The 15,991-nt window shown below is 43.6% G+C and carries 16 protein-coding genes and 1 pseudogene; 1 reads left to right on the plus strand and 16 read right to left on the minus strand.

All coding sequences use genetic code 11. The features are described from left to right. Positions 1-4: 4 nt before the first annotated feature. The 15 genes and pseudogenes from ACX27_RS12100 to nifS all read right to left on the minus strand — a co-directional run bounded on the left by ACX27_RS12100 (position 5) and on the right by nifS (position 13,823). Complete coding sequence (locus ACX27_RS12100; RefSeq protein ID WP_062292524.1) at positions 5-373, minus strand: HesB/IscA family protein; 369 nt, start codon at positions 371-373, stop codon at positions 5-7. 208 nt (positions 374-581) lie between these two features. Beyond that, positions 582-1,382 (minus strand): HesA/MoeB/ThiF family protein, encoded by an 801-nt coding sequence (locus tag ACX27_RS12105; protein WP_062292527.1) that lies wholly within the window; start codon positions 1,380-1,382, stop codon positions 582-584. A 10-nt stretch (positions 1,383-1,392) separates the two neighbouring features. Next, positions 1,393-1,710, minus strand: coding sequence for a nitrogenase-stabilizing/protective protein NifW (gene nifW / locus ACX27_RS12110; protein WP_062292530.1), 318 nt, complete (start codon positions 1,708-1,710; stop codon positions 1,393-1,395). After that, positions 1,707-1,904: a CCE_0567 family metalloprotein gene (locus ACX27_RS12115; protein ID WP_062292533.1), complete on the minus strand. Its 198-nt coding sequence runs from the start codon at positions 1,902-1,904 to the stop codon at positions 1,707-1,709. Before ACX27_RS12115 ends, nifW begins: the two co-directional genes overlap by 4 nt. A gap of 120 nt (positions 1,905-2,024) precedes the next feature. Further along, positions 2,025-2,502, minus strand: a pseudogene (locus ACX27_RS12120) (NifX-associated nitrogen fixation protein). After that, on the minus strand, positions 2,499-2,912 hold the full coding sequence (nifX, locus tag ACX27_RS12125; protein ID WP_062292536.1) for a nitrogen fixation protein NifX: 414 nt from the start codon (positions 2,910-2,912) through the stop codon (positions 2,499-2,501). Before nifX ends, ACX27_RS12120 begins: the two are co-directional and overlap by 4 nt. A 272-nt stretch (positions 2,913-3,184) precedes the next feature. Next, positions 3,185-4,504 (minus strand): nitrogenase iron-molybdenum cofactor biosynthesis protein NifN, encoded by a 1,320-nt coding sequence (gene nifN, locus ACX27_RS12130; protein ID WP_062292539.1) that lies wholly within the window; start codon positions 4,502-4,504, stop codon positions 3,185-3,187. 140 nt (positions 4,505-4,644) lie between these two features. Continuing rightward, complete coding sequence (gene nifE / locus ACX27_RS12135) at positions 4,645-6,075, minus strand: nitrogenase iron-molybdenum cofactor biosynthesis protein NifE (protein WP_062292543.1); 1,431 nt, start codon at positions 6,073-6,075, stop codon at positions 4,645-4,647. 523 nt (positions 6,076-6,598) lie between these two features. After that, positions 6,599-6,916, minus strand: a complete 318-nt coding sequence (locus tag ACX27_RS30865) for a Mo-dependent nitrogenase C-terminal domain-containing protein (RefSeq protein ID WP_083468725.1) — start codon at positions 6,914-6,916, stop codon at positions 6,599-6,601. A 141-nt stretch (positions 6,917-7,057) separates the two neighbouring features. Beyond that, a complete protein-coding gene (gene nifK, locus ACX27_RS12140; RefSeq protein ID WP_062292547.1) occupies positions 7,058-8,596 on the minus strand; it encodes a nitrogenase molybdenum-iron protein subunit beta in 1,539 nt (512 codons plus the stop codon). Between the two features lie 201 nt (positions 8,597-8,797). Then, a complete protein-coding gene (gene nifD, locus ACX27_RS12145; protein WP_062292550.1) occupies positions 8,798-10,291 on the minus strand; it encodes a nitrogenase molybdenum-iron protein alpha chain in 1,494 nt (497 codons plus the stop codon). A gap of 182 nt (positions 10,292-10,473) precedes the next feature. Continuing rightward, positions 10,474-11,361, minus strand: coding sequence for a nitrogenase iron protein (nifH, locus tag ACX27_RS12150; protein ID WP_062292553.1), 888 nt, complete (start codon positions 11,359-11,361; stop codon positions 10,474-10,476). 70 nt (positions 11,362-11,431) lie between these two features. Next, positions 11,432-11,554 carry a hypothetical protein gene (locus tag ACX27_RS34890; RefSeq protein ID WP_256364394.1) on the minus strand — a complete coding sequence of 41 codons (123 nt, stop codon included), beginning with the start codon at positions 11,552-11,554 and terminating at the stop codon, positions 11,432-11,434. Between the two features lie 59 nt (positions 11,555-11,613). Further along, positions 11,614-12,528 carry a Fe-S cluster assembly protein NifU gene (nifU, locus tag ACX27_RS12155; RefSeq protein ID WP_062292556.1) on the minus strand — a complete coding sequence of 305 codons (915 nt, stop codon included), beginning with the start codon at positions 12,526-12,528 and terminating at the stop codon, positions 11,614-11,616. A 95-nt stretch (positions 12,529-12,623) separates the two neighbouring features. Next, positions 12,624-13,823, minus strand: coding sequence for a cysteine desulfurase NifS (gene nifS / locus ACX27_RS12160; protein WP_062292559.1), 1,200 nt, complete (start codon positions 13,821-13,823; stop codon positions 12,624-12,626). 114 nt (positions 13,824-13,937) lie between these two features. Between nifS and xisF the strand changes: the two genes are divergently transcribed. Next, the gene (xisF, locus tag ACX27_RS12165) at positions 13,938-15,470 is read left to right on the plus strand and encodes a fdxN element excision recombinase XisF (protein ID WP_335337804.1); all 1,533 of its coding nucleotides are present in this window, start codon (positions 13,938-13,940) and stop codon (positions 15,468-15,470) included. A 9-nt stretch (positions 15,471-15,479) separates the two neighbouring features. On the opposite strand, the gene ACX27_RS34895 is transcribed toward xisF, so the two are convergent. Beyond that, complete coding sequence (locus tag ACX27_RS34895; RefSeq protein WP_256364395.1) at positions 15,480-15,608, minus strand: hypothetical protein; 129 nt, start codon at positions 15,606-15,608, stop codon at positions 15,480-15,482. Positions 15,609-15,991: the final 383 nt, after the last annotated feature.

The following is a 15,991-nucleotide window of genomic DNA, read 5'->3' on the forward strand; positions in this document are numbered from 1 at the left end:
TCTTTTAGCTACAAGGAACACCAGTAGGCGTACAGTCTCCTGCTTGGAAAGATTTGCCACAACCGCAGGTACTAGTTGCATTAGGGTTGGTAAATTTGAAACCGCTTTCTACCACCCCTTCGACAAAATCGATCACAATTCCTTCTAATAAAGGCGCACTTTTGGCATCGACGTAAACCAGCACACTACCTTGCTGAATTACTAAATCATCTGGTTGAGGTTGGCTGGTAACATCCATGCCATATTCATAGCCATTGCAACCGCCACCTTTGACAGAGATTCGGATACCTTTAGTACTAGTCTCATCGGAACCGGAACCTCGCAGGAAAGCCCGCAAACGAAATTCTGCTTTTTCTGTTAAAGTAACAGTCATTCAATCTCCTAATCTGTAGCGATTGATTGTTCTGATTTAGAATTTGATAATTTAGTCAATAGTCAAAAATCCAGAGTTTAAAGATCACTATTGACCCTTCGGGTGACGCTCCTGCGTCGCTAACGCTGCGCTAACGTCAGTTGCTCATGGGGGAAACCCCCAAGACCGCACTGACTCACCATTGACCAATGACTATTGACCTTTATTATTAAGTTGTAAAATTACTGGTGGTTTCCATTGATGGAGATTGCGAGTATCTCCAAGGTGCATTATTGCCGCATACTTGACAAGAGCGATCACGGTATGAACGACGCTTGGCAAATTCCATCCGGTTTAAGTCTATTGTCAGCAATTGTGACAATAAAGGCTGACTGAACCCAGTAATCAGCTTGACTGCTTCTAACGCCGTCAAACAAGCCAATGTCCCAGAAACAGCACCTAGCACCGAGAAACCACGCCGATCCCAATCAGGCTTTTCGGGAAACAGACAAGATAAACAAGGAGTTACACCTGGAATAATCGTTGTCAGGTAAGCTTCCATCCCGTCCATTGCAGCTTCTACCATTGGTTTGCGCCAGCGCACGCAAGCTGCATTCAACAAATCGCGTTCTGTAAAATTATGGGCGCAGTCTAACGCCATATCTGCGGACTGTACCAAAGAATCTACATTCTCTGGGGTAATGTAATCATGAACCGCTTCAATTTCGATATCAGGATTGATAGCTTGCAAGGTTTCTTTAGCCTTAAATACCCTTGGCTTACCTACCCAGTCATCCGTCATCAGAATCTGACGATTCATATCATCAAGGCGTAAATCGCCACCCCGGACTAGAATGAGCTTACCAACGCCTGCTACTGCTAAGTAAAGCGCGGCTGTACCACCTAATCCTCCCACACCAGTAACCAATACTGTCGCTGACTTCAGGCGCTTCTGAGCCGCTTCGCCAAAATTAGGGAGCATCATTTGGCGACTATAACGTTCTAACTCGGTAGGAGTTAGGTTAACCACTATTTACCTCCTAATCAGAAGAGAGTTCTGTCAGCGTAATTACATTTTTAGGCTTGTCTTTAAAGACTTTGAACACCTTTTGTTCTTGGGGTGTTGATTCGAGAAATACCTCGTAAGCCTTTTGCAAAGCCAAGCAATATTGATTTAGCTTTTCTTCAGCAGTTAAATCAGCAGATTGTTCGTCAATTTCTTGGATATATTGCGAGAACTTTTTCAATATATGCAGACGATTTACATTTACAATTTTTTGGTCGTAAGGTAATTCAAAGAATTGAAAATATTCTTCGGCATCATTTAATTTTTTGAATTCATCAATAGTTTTACTCATTTACCCTCCAATTCTGTTAGCTGCTGCTTTAACTCATCTAGTTGTCGATATATTTCATAAGTTGCCGCCGCAACATCCATAAGTTGTTTGTAATCTGTTGGCAATCCCTCTGCTAAATCATGCAGATCCATTTTCATTTGACCTGCTTTGCTGTTGAGGCGTTTAATTTGAGTTTTCAATTCCTCGATGGTCATTGGTCATTTGTCCTTTGTCATTGGTCATTGATAATTAAATGTAGGTTGGGTTGAGGAACGAAACCCAACATTATCAAGACTTTGTTGGGTTACGCTCACGCTTCACCCAACCTACTACTTTTAAATTTTTCCTACTTCGGGGAAGCGATTAACTAAATCCAATCCTTTTTGGACAAAAGTTTCGCCTTCTTCTGCTAACTTTTCTAGAGATTCAAAGCCAAACCGATGAGCATCTCTTAAGGTTTTGACTGTTAGCAAAAGCCGACCAGAAAACACTAATGCCCAGCCGAAACCCTCATGGTTGATGTTAACTACAACCTGAGATATCAGATTTGTTTCTTGTTCAATTCTGGCAGCGATCGCCCGAAAGAATACTAAAATCCGGGCTTGTGTTGCTGCATCTACCTCGCCTTCAATGGGAATTTCGCGTTTCTTTTTTTTTAGGGACGACGAATGCTTTCAAGATTAATTCATCTGACCAATTACGGTAGAATCCATAACTATCTTGTCCCCGAATTTGAAGGATTAAAGCCTTAATGAAGGGAGAGTTTAAGGCTGCGAGACTAGTAGTTCCGTTAACAGTATTATCTGCGTTCATACAGTTGCTTCGTTCTCAAGTTCATCTGTAAAACTTTTTGTTTTAGGTTGGAGAGCTTTCCGCAACCAAGGTGGAGGATTACCTTTAAGAGTTTGGACTAGTTTAGTTAGCACTTCTTCAATTTTTTCTTCTTCGGTGCGTGCTTTAACTGGGGTAACACCTTTCTTGATTAACTTAGCAGCAGCAGTTCCACCAATTGCTGTCACATAAACAATTGCACAGTCAACCAGTGCGTCAAGTTTGGGTGTGATTTTATCTTCGTTACCATCTTCTTTTAGCTCACCCTCAAAGTTGAGAGTTTCTAAAAATTGATATCCTTCGGCATTGATTTCGTAGACATCAATTTCTCTCGCCCAGCCAAAGTGAGCATTGATGTGTGTGTGGTCACTGGTTGTAAAGGCAATTTTCATTCTGTTCTCCTACTTTGTGGGGTTTGGGTATTAGGTATTAAGTTTTAGGACTTGGGTGTTAGTGATGAGTAAACTGATTGAAGATTTACCAGTTACTAGGGCTTGTTTCAAACTATTCGTTTAGCCTCTTAACTTTTTAGATCCCCCTAAATCCCCCTTAAAAAGGGGGACTTTAAGAGTTTCTTAGCCCCCCTTTTTAAGGGGGGTTGGGGGGATCATAGAGTTTGAAAACGTTTCCTAATATCTAACCCCTAGCCTCTAGTCCCTAGCCCCTAAACATCATTGAAAAAGTGTTTAACGTGCTCTTCTTCAGCTTCTAAAAATAGGTTGCCGATGCCAAACAAAAGCTCCATCGTGCCGCGATAGCCAACTTTTGTAAACAGACCATTTCCTAAACGGTCGTAAATGGGCAAACCTAAACGATAAAGAGGAATCGACAGACGTTTTGCGATCGCCGCCACGTTAGAATTACCAATCAGTAAGTCAGAACCTACTGCTAGTTCTTCAAAGTCTTCTAAATCACCGATGGTGACACTCTTGATTGGCAGTTTTTCAAGTAAAGGCGATCGCGTCGTGGTCACAGCCGCATGAATTTGTGTTCCCATTGATTGTAAGAAGCGCACTGTTCCCCAAAGTAAATCAGGTTCTAATGCTAGAGATACTCTTTTTGCACCAAAATAAAAGTGCGTATCGAGCATCGCATCTTGCAATTGGCGACGTTGGCGGCGGTATTTTTCGGGTACTGGATTGCTGCTCAAAATCGATAATGCTTGCAGAAACTCATCTACTGGTTCCAAACCAGTCAGTTCACCAAACACTTCGTAGGGAATGTTAAACCGTTCATCTAGAATTTTGGCAGCACCTCGCATACTTTCACCCAAAGCGATGGTAAAAGCAGAACAACCTACTTGTCGTAGTTGTTTCACACTCGTACCGCTACCTGTCACCGGACTATAGTTATCTTCCAAATGACCATCTAAAGATGCGCCGAGGTCAGGTACAAAGATAGGGTCTAATCCAAAAGCAGTGACAATCTCTTTGATTTCTTGTAAGTCGCCTGGAGTAAAAGCAGAACCAGCCAAAATTGTGACTTGTTCGCTTCTAATTCCACCAGCTTGAGGAATTTCTTTAACAATGCTTTCCACCGCAGTAGCAAAACCATCTTGTAATGCACCTTTAAAATCTGGTGTCGGTGCAAAGATAACGGGGATGTGGTCTAATTCCCGATGGCGATCGCGGATATCCTTCAAGAAGCGTTCAATGTCATCGCCTCTGGTTTCTGTTAATCCAGTGGTACACAAACCAATAATTTCTGGCTTGGCCTTCTCAACTAGCGTCAGAAGTGCCTGTTCCACATTCTCTTCGCCGCCCAAAATCGTAGTTACTTCAGTCATGGCTGTAGTGGCTAGGGGAATAGCTTCCCGAAAATGCCGTACAAGCACAACCTTGGCGAAAGCGGTACACCCTTGAGAACCGTGAAACAGAGGTATCATTCCCTTTAATCCCAAAAAGGCGAGGGATGCACCTAAAGCTTGGCTTTGTTTGAGGGGATTAACTGCAACTGATTTTTCGGGAACAGTAACGATCGCCATCTAAAATACCTCTTCTATTGACCTTGACCCTTCGGGGGGGTGTAGGGGTGTGGGGTATAGGGTGTAGGGGAGGAAATAATGATTACTTCGTTTTTAATTCTTGCCCTTACACCCTTACCACCCTTACCACCCTTACCCCCCTACACCCCTATTTCTTCAGAGAACATCTCATCTGCTGACATAAAATTATTTAAAGTCCCGGCTTCTTCATCCCAAGGCGCAGGCTTACGAATTTGATCCCAGATAGGACTGTAGAGGGCTTCGTATAACTCTCGTGCCATCTCTAACATTCCCACATACCCAGCATACGGATGATGGCGTTCTTGGTTGATGTCGAGGAAAGGAATCCGCGCTTTTAGGGCTGTGTATTGGTTACGACCACCCGCAATCAACATATCAGCGTTTGTGTCTTTGACCAATCGCAACAACTCCTGAGCATTGCCTTTTTCTAGCATCATCCCTTCTGTACCGAGCAAGCGTTTGATTTTTGCCTTATCTTCCTCCGTACTCTTGCGGGTGCTAGTAGCCACAACTTCTATCCCCAAATCCTTAGCGGCAGAAATAATAGACCAACTCTTCACACCGCCAGTATATAGAACTACACGCTTACCCTTGAGTCGAGCGCGATAGGGAGCCAAGGCGATATCCAAAGCCGCCGTTTCCTCTGCAATTAGCTTTTCCGTGCGCTCTTGTAAATCGCGATCGCCCAACTTAGCAGCCACATTCCGCAAGCAACGATTTATATCATCAATGCCATAAAAAGACTCTTCAATGTAGGGAATCCCATATCGCTCCTCCATCTTCCTCGCCATATTCAGCAACGCCCGCGAACAAATCATCACGTTCAACTTCGCACGGTGAGCGTAACAAATTTCTTGATAACGAGCATCACCCGTGATTTTGGATAGTACGCGGATGCCTAATTTTTCAAATAAAGGCAGGACTCCCCACATTTCCCCGGCGATATTGTATTCGCCAATCAAGTTTATATCATAAGGCGTTGTGAACTCCGGTTCTGCTGTCCCGACAACATAATCTAATAAAGCTTCACCGCCAAAACGGTTGCCCAAATTCTTACTACCAATAAATCCCGGCGCAATCACCGGGACAACCGGAGTCCCAATTTTTTCAGCCGCCGCCTTGCAAACAGCATTGATATCATCGCCAATCAAAGCCGTCACACAAGTAGCGTAAACAAACACAGCCGTTGGATTATAACGCTGATGAATTTCTAAAATTGCCTTGTAAAGCTTCTTTTCACCACCGAAAATCACATCATTTTCAGACATATCGGTAGTAAAACCCGTCTTATAAAGCACAGGCCCAGAAGAGAGACTACCACGACTACCCCAAGAATTACCAGCACAGGCGATCGGGCCGTGAACCAAATGCGCCGCATCAGTAATCGGGACTAGAGCAATCATCGCCCCATCAAAAGCACAGCCACCTTGAGCCGCCCCAGGTTGCGCTTGTTGCGTACAAGACTTATTCTTCTTCTCGCCCTTCTTCTGCTGATTATGTTCGCATCCCGACTCATTCAGCAGTTCATTAACCTTCTTTTGGGTATTCATTTCTCTTCCTCTGTGTTCTCCGCGCCTCTGTGGTTCGATAAAAATTCAGTATTCTTTGATTAGGACTGAACTAAGAACTCTCTCAAACTCTCATTCCTTAGTGTCCTTTGCGTCCTTTGCGGTTCGTTAAATCCTACTTTAGAAAAAACAGTTAACAATAATCACCCATCAATTCACTAGACCTCTTTGCGACGGCAGTCGCTTCAAGTCGGGGAACCCGCCCAACGCGCTGCCTCGCCTTTGCGCGAAACAAAAAAACACTTATGCCAGAAGTCTACCGATTACTGTTAACTGTCACAAAAACTTCCTGCAAAAATCTTTTCCATACCCGACACACAATTCCCCATGTGCATCAGTAATTCATTTCTATAACATCGACTTTTACAAGAAACTTAAAAGTATCGTTCACTACGAAAGATAAAAAAATGTTTACCTGATTTTGGGGTGAGACATTTATATAACTACACAAATATATATTTAGAAATAGCCCCAAACCCCTATCTTCAGGCGAGATTGAAGATAATTAGCAAATATACCTTGTCACATCCTCACCACATTCATCAGCGAGGTAAGACAAAGCCCGAAAACGTAAGCCAACAAACTCATCATAGAGAGGATTCAGCTTACATAAAGCCGGAATATGGTAAGTCCGACCAAATAAACTAATATTTCGCTCAAAAGGACAACAGCAAGGAATAACCTGGCAGATTAGATGAGCGAAGCGATTATGTTTAACTTGAATTCCGTCCACCAGACGACGCAGAGGATTAAGTAGAGGAGACTTTTTATAGTTAGGTGGATGGAAATGAACGTGAGAGTGAGTGTGATTGATGCTGTCCATGATAGAGAAAACGAATCAAGGGATAGGTAGGTTAAAAAGTAAAAGGTAAAAAGTCAAAAGGCAAAAGAGTAAGTTTTTTACCTTTGCCTTTTACCTTTTGACTTACTTAGCTGTTTTTAACAAACAAGCTTGTAGCAATTTCTAGCGAATCAAGTCGAAGGAGATATCGGTCTTACCAGTGATGTTGGTGTTGCGATCCATTTCATCCAACAGAGTATTAACAACCCAGTTGAGGATGTTTAGACCACCTTGGTAGCCGAGGGTAGCATAGCGGTGTAAGTGGTGGCGATCGAACAGAGGATAACCAATCCGTACCATTGGGATCTTGGTATCGCGCCACAGGTACTTACCGTAGGAGTTACCGATGAAGAAGTCTACAGGCTCGGTGAAGAGCAAGCTGCGTAAGTGCCACAAGTCTTTTTGAATCCAAACAGTAGCTTCTTTACCGAAGGGGCTAGCAGCGAGAATAGCTTCCATTTCTTTCTTGAAAGCTTCGTCGCCATTGTTGCAGAGGATGTGTACAGGCTCTGCACCCATTTCTAACAAGAAGCTGGTGATGGAGATGATCAAATCAGGATCGCCGTAGATAGCGAACTTCTTACCATGAATCCAAGCGTAGGAGTCAGTGATAGCATCAACTAAACGACCGCGTTCGATTTCCAACTCTTCAGGAATCGCTTTACCAGTCAATTCAGCGATCGCAGTCAAGAACTCGTCAGTACCTTTAACACCGAAGGGACGCAGAACTTGTGTTTCTTGCTTCCACTGGGTTTTAATGTATTCGCGGGTTTTGGGAGTGGTGTAAGCTTGGAGAGCTACTGTTGCCTTAGCATTGATAGAATCAGCAGCATCTTCCAGCTTTGTACCACCTGGGTACATATCGAATTCACCAGTGTTGGGTGAATCGAAATAATCGCTGCTGTCAGACAGAATGGTGTAGTCAACACCCATAGCACCCAACATCCGCTTAACTTCGCGGTTGTTGCCTACATAGGTATCAAAACCAGGAATGATGTTGATTTTGCCATTGCTGGTAGCTGTCTTCTTACCTTCTGTCAGGTTCAACAGAATTCCCTTCATCATGTTGTCGTAACCAGTGATGTGGGAACCTACGAAGCTGGGGGTGTGAGCAAAAGGTACTGGGAAATCTTGAGGAATAGAACCAGCATTCTTAGAGTTAGTGATGAACGCACCCAAGTCATCACCGATAACTTCAGCCATACAGGTGGTGCAAACAGCAATCATCTTAGGCTTGTACAGTTGGTATGAAACTTGCATACCTTCAATCATGTTGTTCAAGCCACCGAATACTGCTGCGTCTTCTGTCATAGAAGAAGACACTGCGGAGCAAGGCTCTTTATAGTGACGGCTGAGGTGTGTACGGAAGTAAGCCACACAACCTTGAGAACCTTGAACGAAGGGAAGAGTACCTTCAAAACCCAAAGCAGCGAACATTGCGCCTACGGGTTGGCAACCTTTAGCGGGGTTAACGGTTAAAGCTTCACGAGCGAAGTTCTTTTCCCGGTAGTCCCAAGATTTTGTCCATTCAGACACTCTTTCAACTTCTTCAGGAGAGTGTGCGCCTTCAAAGTTCTTTCTCTTGTTTTCAAATAGCTCGGTGTATTCTGGCTGTTTGAATAGATCAACGTGGTCTACAATTCTGTCAGGATTCTGTGGCATTTGTCTGTCTCTCTACGCTTGCTGGTTGGTGTAGTAATTGAAGTGTTGGGAGAGCCTGGGGACTTCGCTCCTCCCCTTTGGGAGTCACGAGTGATGAATCATGAATAATGAATAAAAGTCTTTATCCAGCATTCAGCATTCACCATTCTTCCCTCGGTTCCTGGGGCGACAAACCCCAGGCTATCCGTTTATTCTTGGGAATTAAGCAGCAGCCTTAGCTTTGGTAGCAGCTTTCTTCCAAGGAGCGCCAATCAAGCCCCAAGTTGGGCTGTTGAGTGCTAAATCCATATCACGAGCGAAGATAGCAAATCCGTCATAACCGTGATAAGGGCCGGAGTAATCCCAAGAGTGCATTTGACGGAAGGGAAGACCCATCTTTTGGAAGGCGTACTTCTCTTTAATACCAGAAGCGATTAGGTCAGGCTTCTTAGCTTTAACGAATTCCTCGAATTCGTAGGCGGTAACGTCATCGTAAATGATGGTGGCGTTATCGATATAGTGGGTGGTACGTTTGTAGTCGTCGTTGTGAGCGAATTCGTAGCCTGTACCGACAACTTTGATACCCAAATCTTCAAAGGCGGGAACAACGTGACGAGGACGTAGACCACCTACGTACAACATAACGGTATTGCCTTCTAAGCGAGGACGATACTTTTCAAGTACTGCATTCATCACTGGTGTGTACTTAGCGATGACTTTCTCAGCGTTCTCTTGAATCTTAGAGTCAAATTTAGCGGCAATTTCGCGTAAAGATGCAGCAATCTTGGTGGGGCCGAAGAAGTTGAATTCCATCCAAGGCATACCGTATTGTTCTTCCAAACTACGGCAGATGTAGTTCATAGAACGGTAGCAGTGGATCAGAACTAATTTAGCAGCAGGGCCTTGAATCAACTCATTCAGTGTACCGTCACCAGACCACTGAGCTACAACACGCAAGCCCATTTCTTCTAATAACATCCGGCTGGCCCAAGCATCACCACCGATGTTGTAGTCACCGATTAATGCTACGTCGTATGGGCTTGGCTCGAAGTCGATTGTGTTGTTTTTCTTAGCCTTGTCAAATTCAGGGAAAATCCAGTCACGGATAGCGTCGTTAGCGATGTGGTGACCTAAAGACTGGGATACACCACGGAAACCTTCGCAACGTAGGGGTACAACTGGTTTACCATATTGCTTAGAAGCTTTTTTAGCTACAGCTTCGATGTCATCCCCAATTAGACCGATGGGACATTCAGATTGAATGGAGATACCACGGTTGAGGGGGAAAAGAACTTCTAGTTCGTCGATGATTTTGGTTAATTTTTTGTCACCACCGAATACGATGTCGCGTTCTTGGAAGTCGGAGGTGAAGTGCATTGTACCAAAGGAGTTGATACCTGTGATACCTACATAGTAGTTACGACGACCAGACCAAGACCAGTAACCGCATCCTACTGGGCCGTGGCTGATGTGGATCATGTCCTTAATAGGGCCCCAAACCACACCTTTAGAACCTGCGTAAGCACAACCACGAGCGGTCATTACACCAGGAATGGATTTGATGTTAGACTTAACGCCGCAATCGGACTTGCTTTCTTCGTGGACGTTGAGGTGTTTTTCGCGCTTTTTGCGAGATTTTTCGGGATAAGCTTTCAGAACTTCTTTAATAAGTTCCTTATTTTCATCTACAAGATTTTGGTTTTCTGGAGGTGTCATGTCTGCCTCGGTTACTGTTAAGGATGGGGAAAAGAGATGAGGGAGAGGAGAAGGATGAAGGTTGAAGGCTAAAGGATCAAAGCTGAAGGTTAAAGGTTGAAATATTCTAGATTTCATACTTCACACTTCATACTTCACACTTCAATCTTCATACTTTCCTTGTCTCCTAATTAGGGAATTACCTACTTGGTAGCTTCTGCGGGCTTACCAATGATTTCTGCGTGCTTGGAATCATCATCAAGGATACCGTATTCAATCAACAGTGCTTCTAATTCATCCATTTCAATTGGTGTAGGAATGGTGAGTTTGTCGTTGTTGATGATCTTCTTAGCTAACTCACGGTATTCGTTACCTTGGTTGCTGTCAGGAGCGTACTCGTTAACGGTCATCCGACGCAATTCAGCGTGTTGAACGATGTTGTCACGAGGTACGAAGTGAATCATTTGGGTGTTCAACCGTTTTGCCAAGGTTTCGATGAGTTCGTGTTCCCGGTCTGTCTTACGGCTGTTACAAATCAAACCACCCAAGCGTACACCACCGGAGTGAGCGTATTTCAAAATACCACGAGCGATGTTGTTTGCAGCGTACATCGCCATCATTTCACCAGAGGTAACGATGTAGATTTCTTGTGCTTTACCTTCACGGATAGGCATTGCGAAACCACCACACACAACGTCACCTAATACGTCGTAGGATACGAAGTCTAGATCTTGGTAAGCACCGTTTTCTTCCAAGAAGTTAATAGCGGTGATAATACCACGACCAGCGCAACCTACACCGGGTTCTGGGCCACCAGATTCTACGCACTTAACGCCACGGAAACCGGTGAGCATTACTTCTTCGAGTTCTAGGTCTTCTACTGCACCGCGTTCAGCAGCTAAGTGTAATACGGTGGTTTGTGCTTTGGCATGGAGCATCAAACGGGTGGAGTCTGCTTTAGGGTCGCATCCTACGATCATGATGCGTTGACCCATTTCTGCCATAGCTGCCAGGGTGTTTTGGGAGGTGGTAGATTTACCAATACCGCCTTTACCATAGAAAGCTATCTGTCTAATTTTATCGTCAGTCATGGTTCTCTTTCCTACAATTGGTTGGTTTAGTCGGTCTTTGCGTTTGTTTGAGAATCTCACGCCTGTTGAGCTATGGCTGTGAGGGGTTGTAGAACGCCGCCGGAGGCGATCGCTCTACCGAAAATCTCGCTGGCATAATGTACATACGGTTGGTTATGAAGTTGTGAAAGTTCTTTTGGTTGTCATTGGTCATTTGTCCTTTGTCATTTGTATTTCGCTAATGACCAATGACTAATGACAAATGACTCTTAATTAGACTGCTTCTACTACGATTTCTTTACTGATGCGATCGCGCAGTCTCGATTCAATCGCTATCTTTAAGGTGGCGGTGCTGCTGGGACAAGAATCACAAGCACCTTTTAGGATGACTTTAACGGTGTTTCCTTCTATGTCGTAGAGTTCTACATCTCCACCGTCTGCAATCAGAACGGGTCTTACTTCTTCGTCGAGAACTTTTTGAATTAAGGCAATCTTTTGAACGTTTGTTAGTGGTCTTGTGGCTGTAGCTATTTGACCGGAATTAAGAATTTCTGTAGTTTTTGTGCCGTTATTGCTGTTTTTACTGACTGTGGCGACTTCCTGCTCTACATCTTTAATAATATCATCAATTTTTGTTAAACAGGAACCGCATCCGCCACCAGCTTTGACATAATTTGTTACCTGCTCCGCAGTAGTAAGGTTATTTTCTTTCACTACGCGGCGAATTTTTGTATCAGTAATACCAAAGCAGGAGCAAATTAAAACGCCTTCGTCATCATCGTCATGGGCAACCAGCGGAATGCCACGATAGTTATAAATTGCGGCTTCTAAGGCTTCTTGACCCATAACTGAGCAGTGCATTTTGGCTTCGGGTAAACCGCCGAGGTAATTGGCAATATCTTTATTAGATACCTTCAGAGCTTCATCTAAAGTCAAACCCTTAACCATTTCGGTCAATGCACTAGAAGAAGCGATCGCACTGGTACAGCCAAAGGTTTGAAAGCGTGCATCTAGAATCTTATCAGTTGCTACTTCTACTTTCAGGTGTAGTCTCAGCGCATCACCGCAGGCAATGCTTCCTACTTCTCCCGTTGCAACCTTAACTCCAGGTTCACCCGTTGCTTCGATGACTCCCTGATTCTTGGGATCGTAAAACAGTTCTAATACTTTATCTGTGTAGTCCCACATGAATTTTGTCCTTTGTTGTTTGTCATTTGTTCTTTGTTGTTTGTCCTTGGTCACTAATAACAAATGACCAATGACAAATGACCATTGACAAATGACTAATGACTATTGACTAATGACTGCGATTGCAACCAACCTGCGTCGTCGTTTTTGAATGGCGACAGAGCGCGGAGACGTTCTACAATTTCGGGCATGACTTCAATGACGCGATCGATTTCAGCGTCGGTGGTGTAGCGACAAAGACTGAAGCGAATGGAACCATGTAAGGTAGTGTATGGTAAACCCATTGCCCGGAGAACGTGGGATGGTTCGAGTGAACCGGAGGTGCAAGCGGAACCAGATGAGGCACAGATACCGTGTTTATTTAACAAAAGTAGGATTGCTTCACCTTCGATATATTTAAAACCGATGTTGGTGGTGTTGGGCAATCTATTTTTGGGATCGCCGTTAACTTCACAATCAGGGATTTTAGCGAGGAGAGTTTGTTCCAGGCGATCGCGCAACCGTCTTTCTCTAGCAGTTGCTTCTTCTAAATGCAGCAATTCCAACTCGGCTGCTTTACCTAAACCAACGATACCAGGAACATTCTCTGTACCCGCGCGGCGACCGCGTTCTTGATGTCCACCAATCAACAGGGGACGGAATCTCACGCCCCGGCGCACATACAACGCGCCAATACCCTTGGGTGCGTGAATTTTATGACCAGACATAGTTAACATATCTACTGTACTGGTCTTCATGTTCAGGGGAATCTTCCCCACTGCTTGCACTGCATCTACGTGGAACAATGCGCCGCGTTCTTTGACGCGTAATCCAATCTGCTCTATCGGGAAAATTGTGCCTGTTTCGTTGTTAGCATACATGATGCTTACCAAGGCGGTGTTCCCTGTCAGCGAGGCTTCTAGTTCATCTAGATCCAACTGCCCCTGACTATTTACTGAAAGATAAGTAACACTATAACCTTGGGTTTCTAGTTGTTTGCAGACATTCAGCACCGCCGGATGTTCTACCTGGGTGGTGATGATGTGGCGCTTTTCTGGCTGGGCTAACAAAGCGGCGCGAATGGCTGCGTTATCTCCCTCGGTTCCACAACTCGTAAAAACAATTTCTGATTCATCTGCACCTAAGAGGGCGGCTACCTGTTCCCTGGCTGTTTTCACTGCTTTAGCCAGTTGCCCGCCAAAGGTGTGCATACTTGAGGGGTTGGCGTAATATTCGGTTAAATAGGGCATCATTGCCTCTATAACCTGTGGATCTACCTTAGTAGTCGCATTATTATCAAGATAAATGACGCTCATTCTTATTTATACCCCTAATATTTCACCCTGATGCTTTTGCATCTGTTCTGAGAACTTCTGAGACTAGAAGTATGAGCTATCAAATATAATTGAAAGTCGTATCTATACGCTGTTATGGAAATTTGGGGTTATGCGAGAGTTAGTGGTGAGGAACAGCAAACAGATAAAGGTGCGTTGCGTAAACAAATAGAACGCTTGCGTGGTGCAGGATGTTCCAAAGTGTACTGGGATATTCAGTCGCGGACAACTGAAGTTAGGGAAGGGTTACAACAATTAATTAATGATTTGAAGACTTCGCCCAAGGGTAAAGTTAAATCTCTGCAATTTACCAGAATTGACCGGATTGGTTCATCATCGCGGTTGTTTTATTCATTGTTGGAGGTGTTGCGTTCCAAGGGAATTAAACTGATAGCCTTAGACCAAGGAGTTGACCCTGATAGCCTTGGCGGTGAATTAACAATAGATATGTTGCTGGCGGCTGCCAAATTTGAGGTGCGAATGGTGACAGAAAGGTTAAAGAGTGAACGTCGTCATCGGGTGAATCAAGGAAAAAGTCACCGAGTTGCCCCATTAGGTTATCGTATCGACAAAGATCAATATGTTTGCGATCGCTCACCATGCGTTTGCTTATTAGAAGGACGCAGAGAATTAACTGTATCTGATGTAGCTAGGTATATTTTTAATACTTTTTTTGAGTGCGGTTCCGTTGCGGCGACTGTGCGTAAACTGCACGCAGATTTCGGTATAGAAACAAAAGCTTTTGATTTGAACAAACCAGAAACATCTTCACGAATTGTCAATGATGATGACTTAGATAAAATTGTCTTTACACCAAATAAAGTAAACCATCCTTTGCGTTATCCCTGGTCTGGGTTGAGATGGTCGATCGCAGGTTTAAAAGCGTTATTAGTAAACCCTGTTTATGCTGGGGGTTTGCCTTATGATACCTACGTTAAATCAAAGGGAAAACGCAAAAACTTTGATGAGTGGAAAGTAAAATGGGGAACTCATGACGATGAGGCAATCATCACTTACGAAGAGCATGAAAGAGTAAAACAAATTATTAGAGAAAATCGCAATAACCGCTGGGCTTCCAGAGAAGATAACGAAGTCAACCCGTTTTCTAATTTAATCAAATGCTCTCATTGCGGAGGTTCGATGACACGCCATGCAAAACGGGTAAATAAGGATGGAGAAGCTATCTATTATTTTCAGTGCCGTTTGTATAAAGCTGGCAACTGTAGCAATAAAAATATGATTTCATCCAAAATATTAGATATCCAAGTAGTAGATTTTTTAGCGAAAGAAGCTGAACGGTTAGCGAACTTAGTTGACACAGATGAACAAATTCCTGTAGAGGAACCGCCAGAAGTAAAAACGCTGCGTGCATCACTGAATACTTTAGAAACTTTACCACCAAGTTCAGCAATCGAACAAATCAAAAATGACCTCAAAGAACAAATTGCGATCGCGCTTGGAACAACTCATAATGCAGCCAAAGAATCCCTGATTGCTAAAGAAAGAATTATACAGGCTTTTGCTAATAAAAGTTACTGGCAAGAGTTGAAAGGTCAAGATAAACGATTAATACTCAATGGCTGCCTAAAAAAAAATATGTGTAGATGGCCACTTCGTTACAGCCATTGAGTATCGTTACTAAGCAGTTTTGTTTTTGGACTTTGTTTTTTGTTCTGGAATAGCCGAGGTAGATTGTAGCTCGGCTTTACGTCTTTCCCATTCCAAAACTGTACGAATTACAACTTTTGACCAAGATTCGTAAGCCATAATTACCATTGTTCGTTATTCTGAGAATAGCGAAAGGTAAATTTTTTTTTTGTTCATTGCAAGCAGTTGCTTAAAATAAAAATGTTTTCAGCAAACAAAATGTTAAAAGTAGTTTAGCTACGTAAAACTATAAGTTGCGCTCAAACATCATATTCCTATTCCCTACTCCTCACTCCCGCCCCAAGTTACTATCTTTGAATGCAATTTGTTTGGTATTAGATGCGTTTGCCATGTATCACAAAGAGTAACAGGCTAGGGCAATGACTACGACAAGCCGCTATTTTTTATAAATCTAACAGCAGTGGATCAGTTTGTAGTGCAGAAACAGCATCACCTTGAGAGGTATAAAGCAAGAGCAATTAAATATCTGCGTGATTATCTAG

Source organism: Nostoc piscinale CENA21, from assembly GCF_001298445.1.
Taxonomy (GTDB): domain Bacteria; phylum Cyanobacteriota; class Cyanobacteriia; order Cyanobacteriales; family Nostocaceae; genus Nostoc_B; species Nostoc_B piscinale_A.

Excerpts from the sequence above, each read along its gene's own strand:
- xisF (WP_335337804.1), top strand. The coding sequence starts at position 13,938 with ATGGAAATTTGGGGTTATGCGAGAGTTAGTGGTGAGGAACAGCAAACA.
- nifU (WP_062292556.1), bottom strand. The coding sequence starts at position 12,528 with ATGTGGGACTACACAGATAAAGTATTAGAACTGTTTTACGATCCCAAG.
- nifX (WP_062292536.1), bottom strand. The coding sequence starts at position 2,912 with ATGAAAATTGCCTTTACAACCAGTGACCACACACACATCAATGCTCAC.
- ACX27_RS12100 (WP_062292524.1), bottom strand. The coding sequence starts at position 373 with ATGACTGTTACTTTAACAGAAAAAGCAGAATTTCGTTTGCGGGCTTTC.
- nifS (WP_062292559.1), bottom strand. The coding sequence starts at position 13,823 with ATGAGCGTCATTTATCTTGATAATAATGCGACTACTAAGGTAGATCCA.
- nifN (WP_062292539.1), bottom strand. The coding sequence starts at position 4,504 with ATGGCGATCGTTACTGTTCCCGAAAAATCAGTTGCAGTTAATCCCCTC.
- nifW (WP_062292530.1), bottom strand. The coding sequence starts at position 1,710 with ATGAGTAAAACTATTGATGAATTCAAAAAATTAAATGATGCCGAAGAA.
- ACX27_RS30865 (WP_083468725.1), bottom strand. The coding sequence starts at position 6,916 with ATGGACAGCATCAATCACACTCACTCTCACGTTCATTTCCATCCACCT.
- nifD (WP_062292550.1), bottom strand. The coding sequence starts at position 10,291 with ATGACACCTCCAGAAAACCAAAATCTTGTAGATGAAAATAAGGAACTT.
- nifH (WP_062292553.1), bottom strand. The coding sequence starts at position 11,361 with ATGACTGACGATAAAATTAGACAGATAGCTTTCTATGGTAAAGGCGGT.
- ACX27_RS34890 (WP_256364394.1), bottom strand. The coding sequence starts at position 11,554 with ATGACCAATGACAACCAAAAGAACTTTCACAACTTCATAACCAACCGT.
- ACX27_RS12115 (WP_062292533.1), bottom strand. The coding sequence starts at position 1,904 with ATGACCATCGAGGAATTGAAAACTCAAATTAAACGCCTCAACAGCAAA.
- ACX27_RS34895 (WP_256364395.1), bottom strand. The coding sequence starts at position 15,608 with ATGGCTTACGAATCTTGGTCAAAAGTTGTAATTCGTACAGTTTTGGAA.
- nifE (WP_062292543.1), bottom strand. The coding sequence starts at position 6,075 with ATGAATACCCAAAAGAAGGTTAATGAACTGCTGAATGAGTCGGGATGC.
- nifK (WP_062292547.1), bottom strand. The coding sequence starts at position 8,596 with ATGCCACAGAATCCTGACAGAATTGTAGACCACGTTGATCTATTCAAA.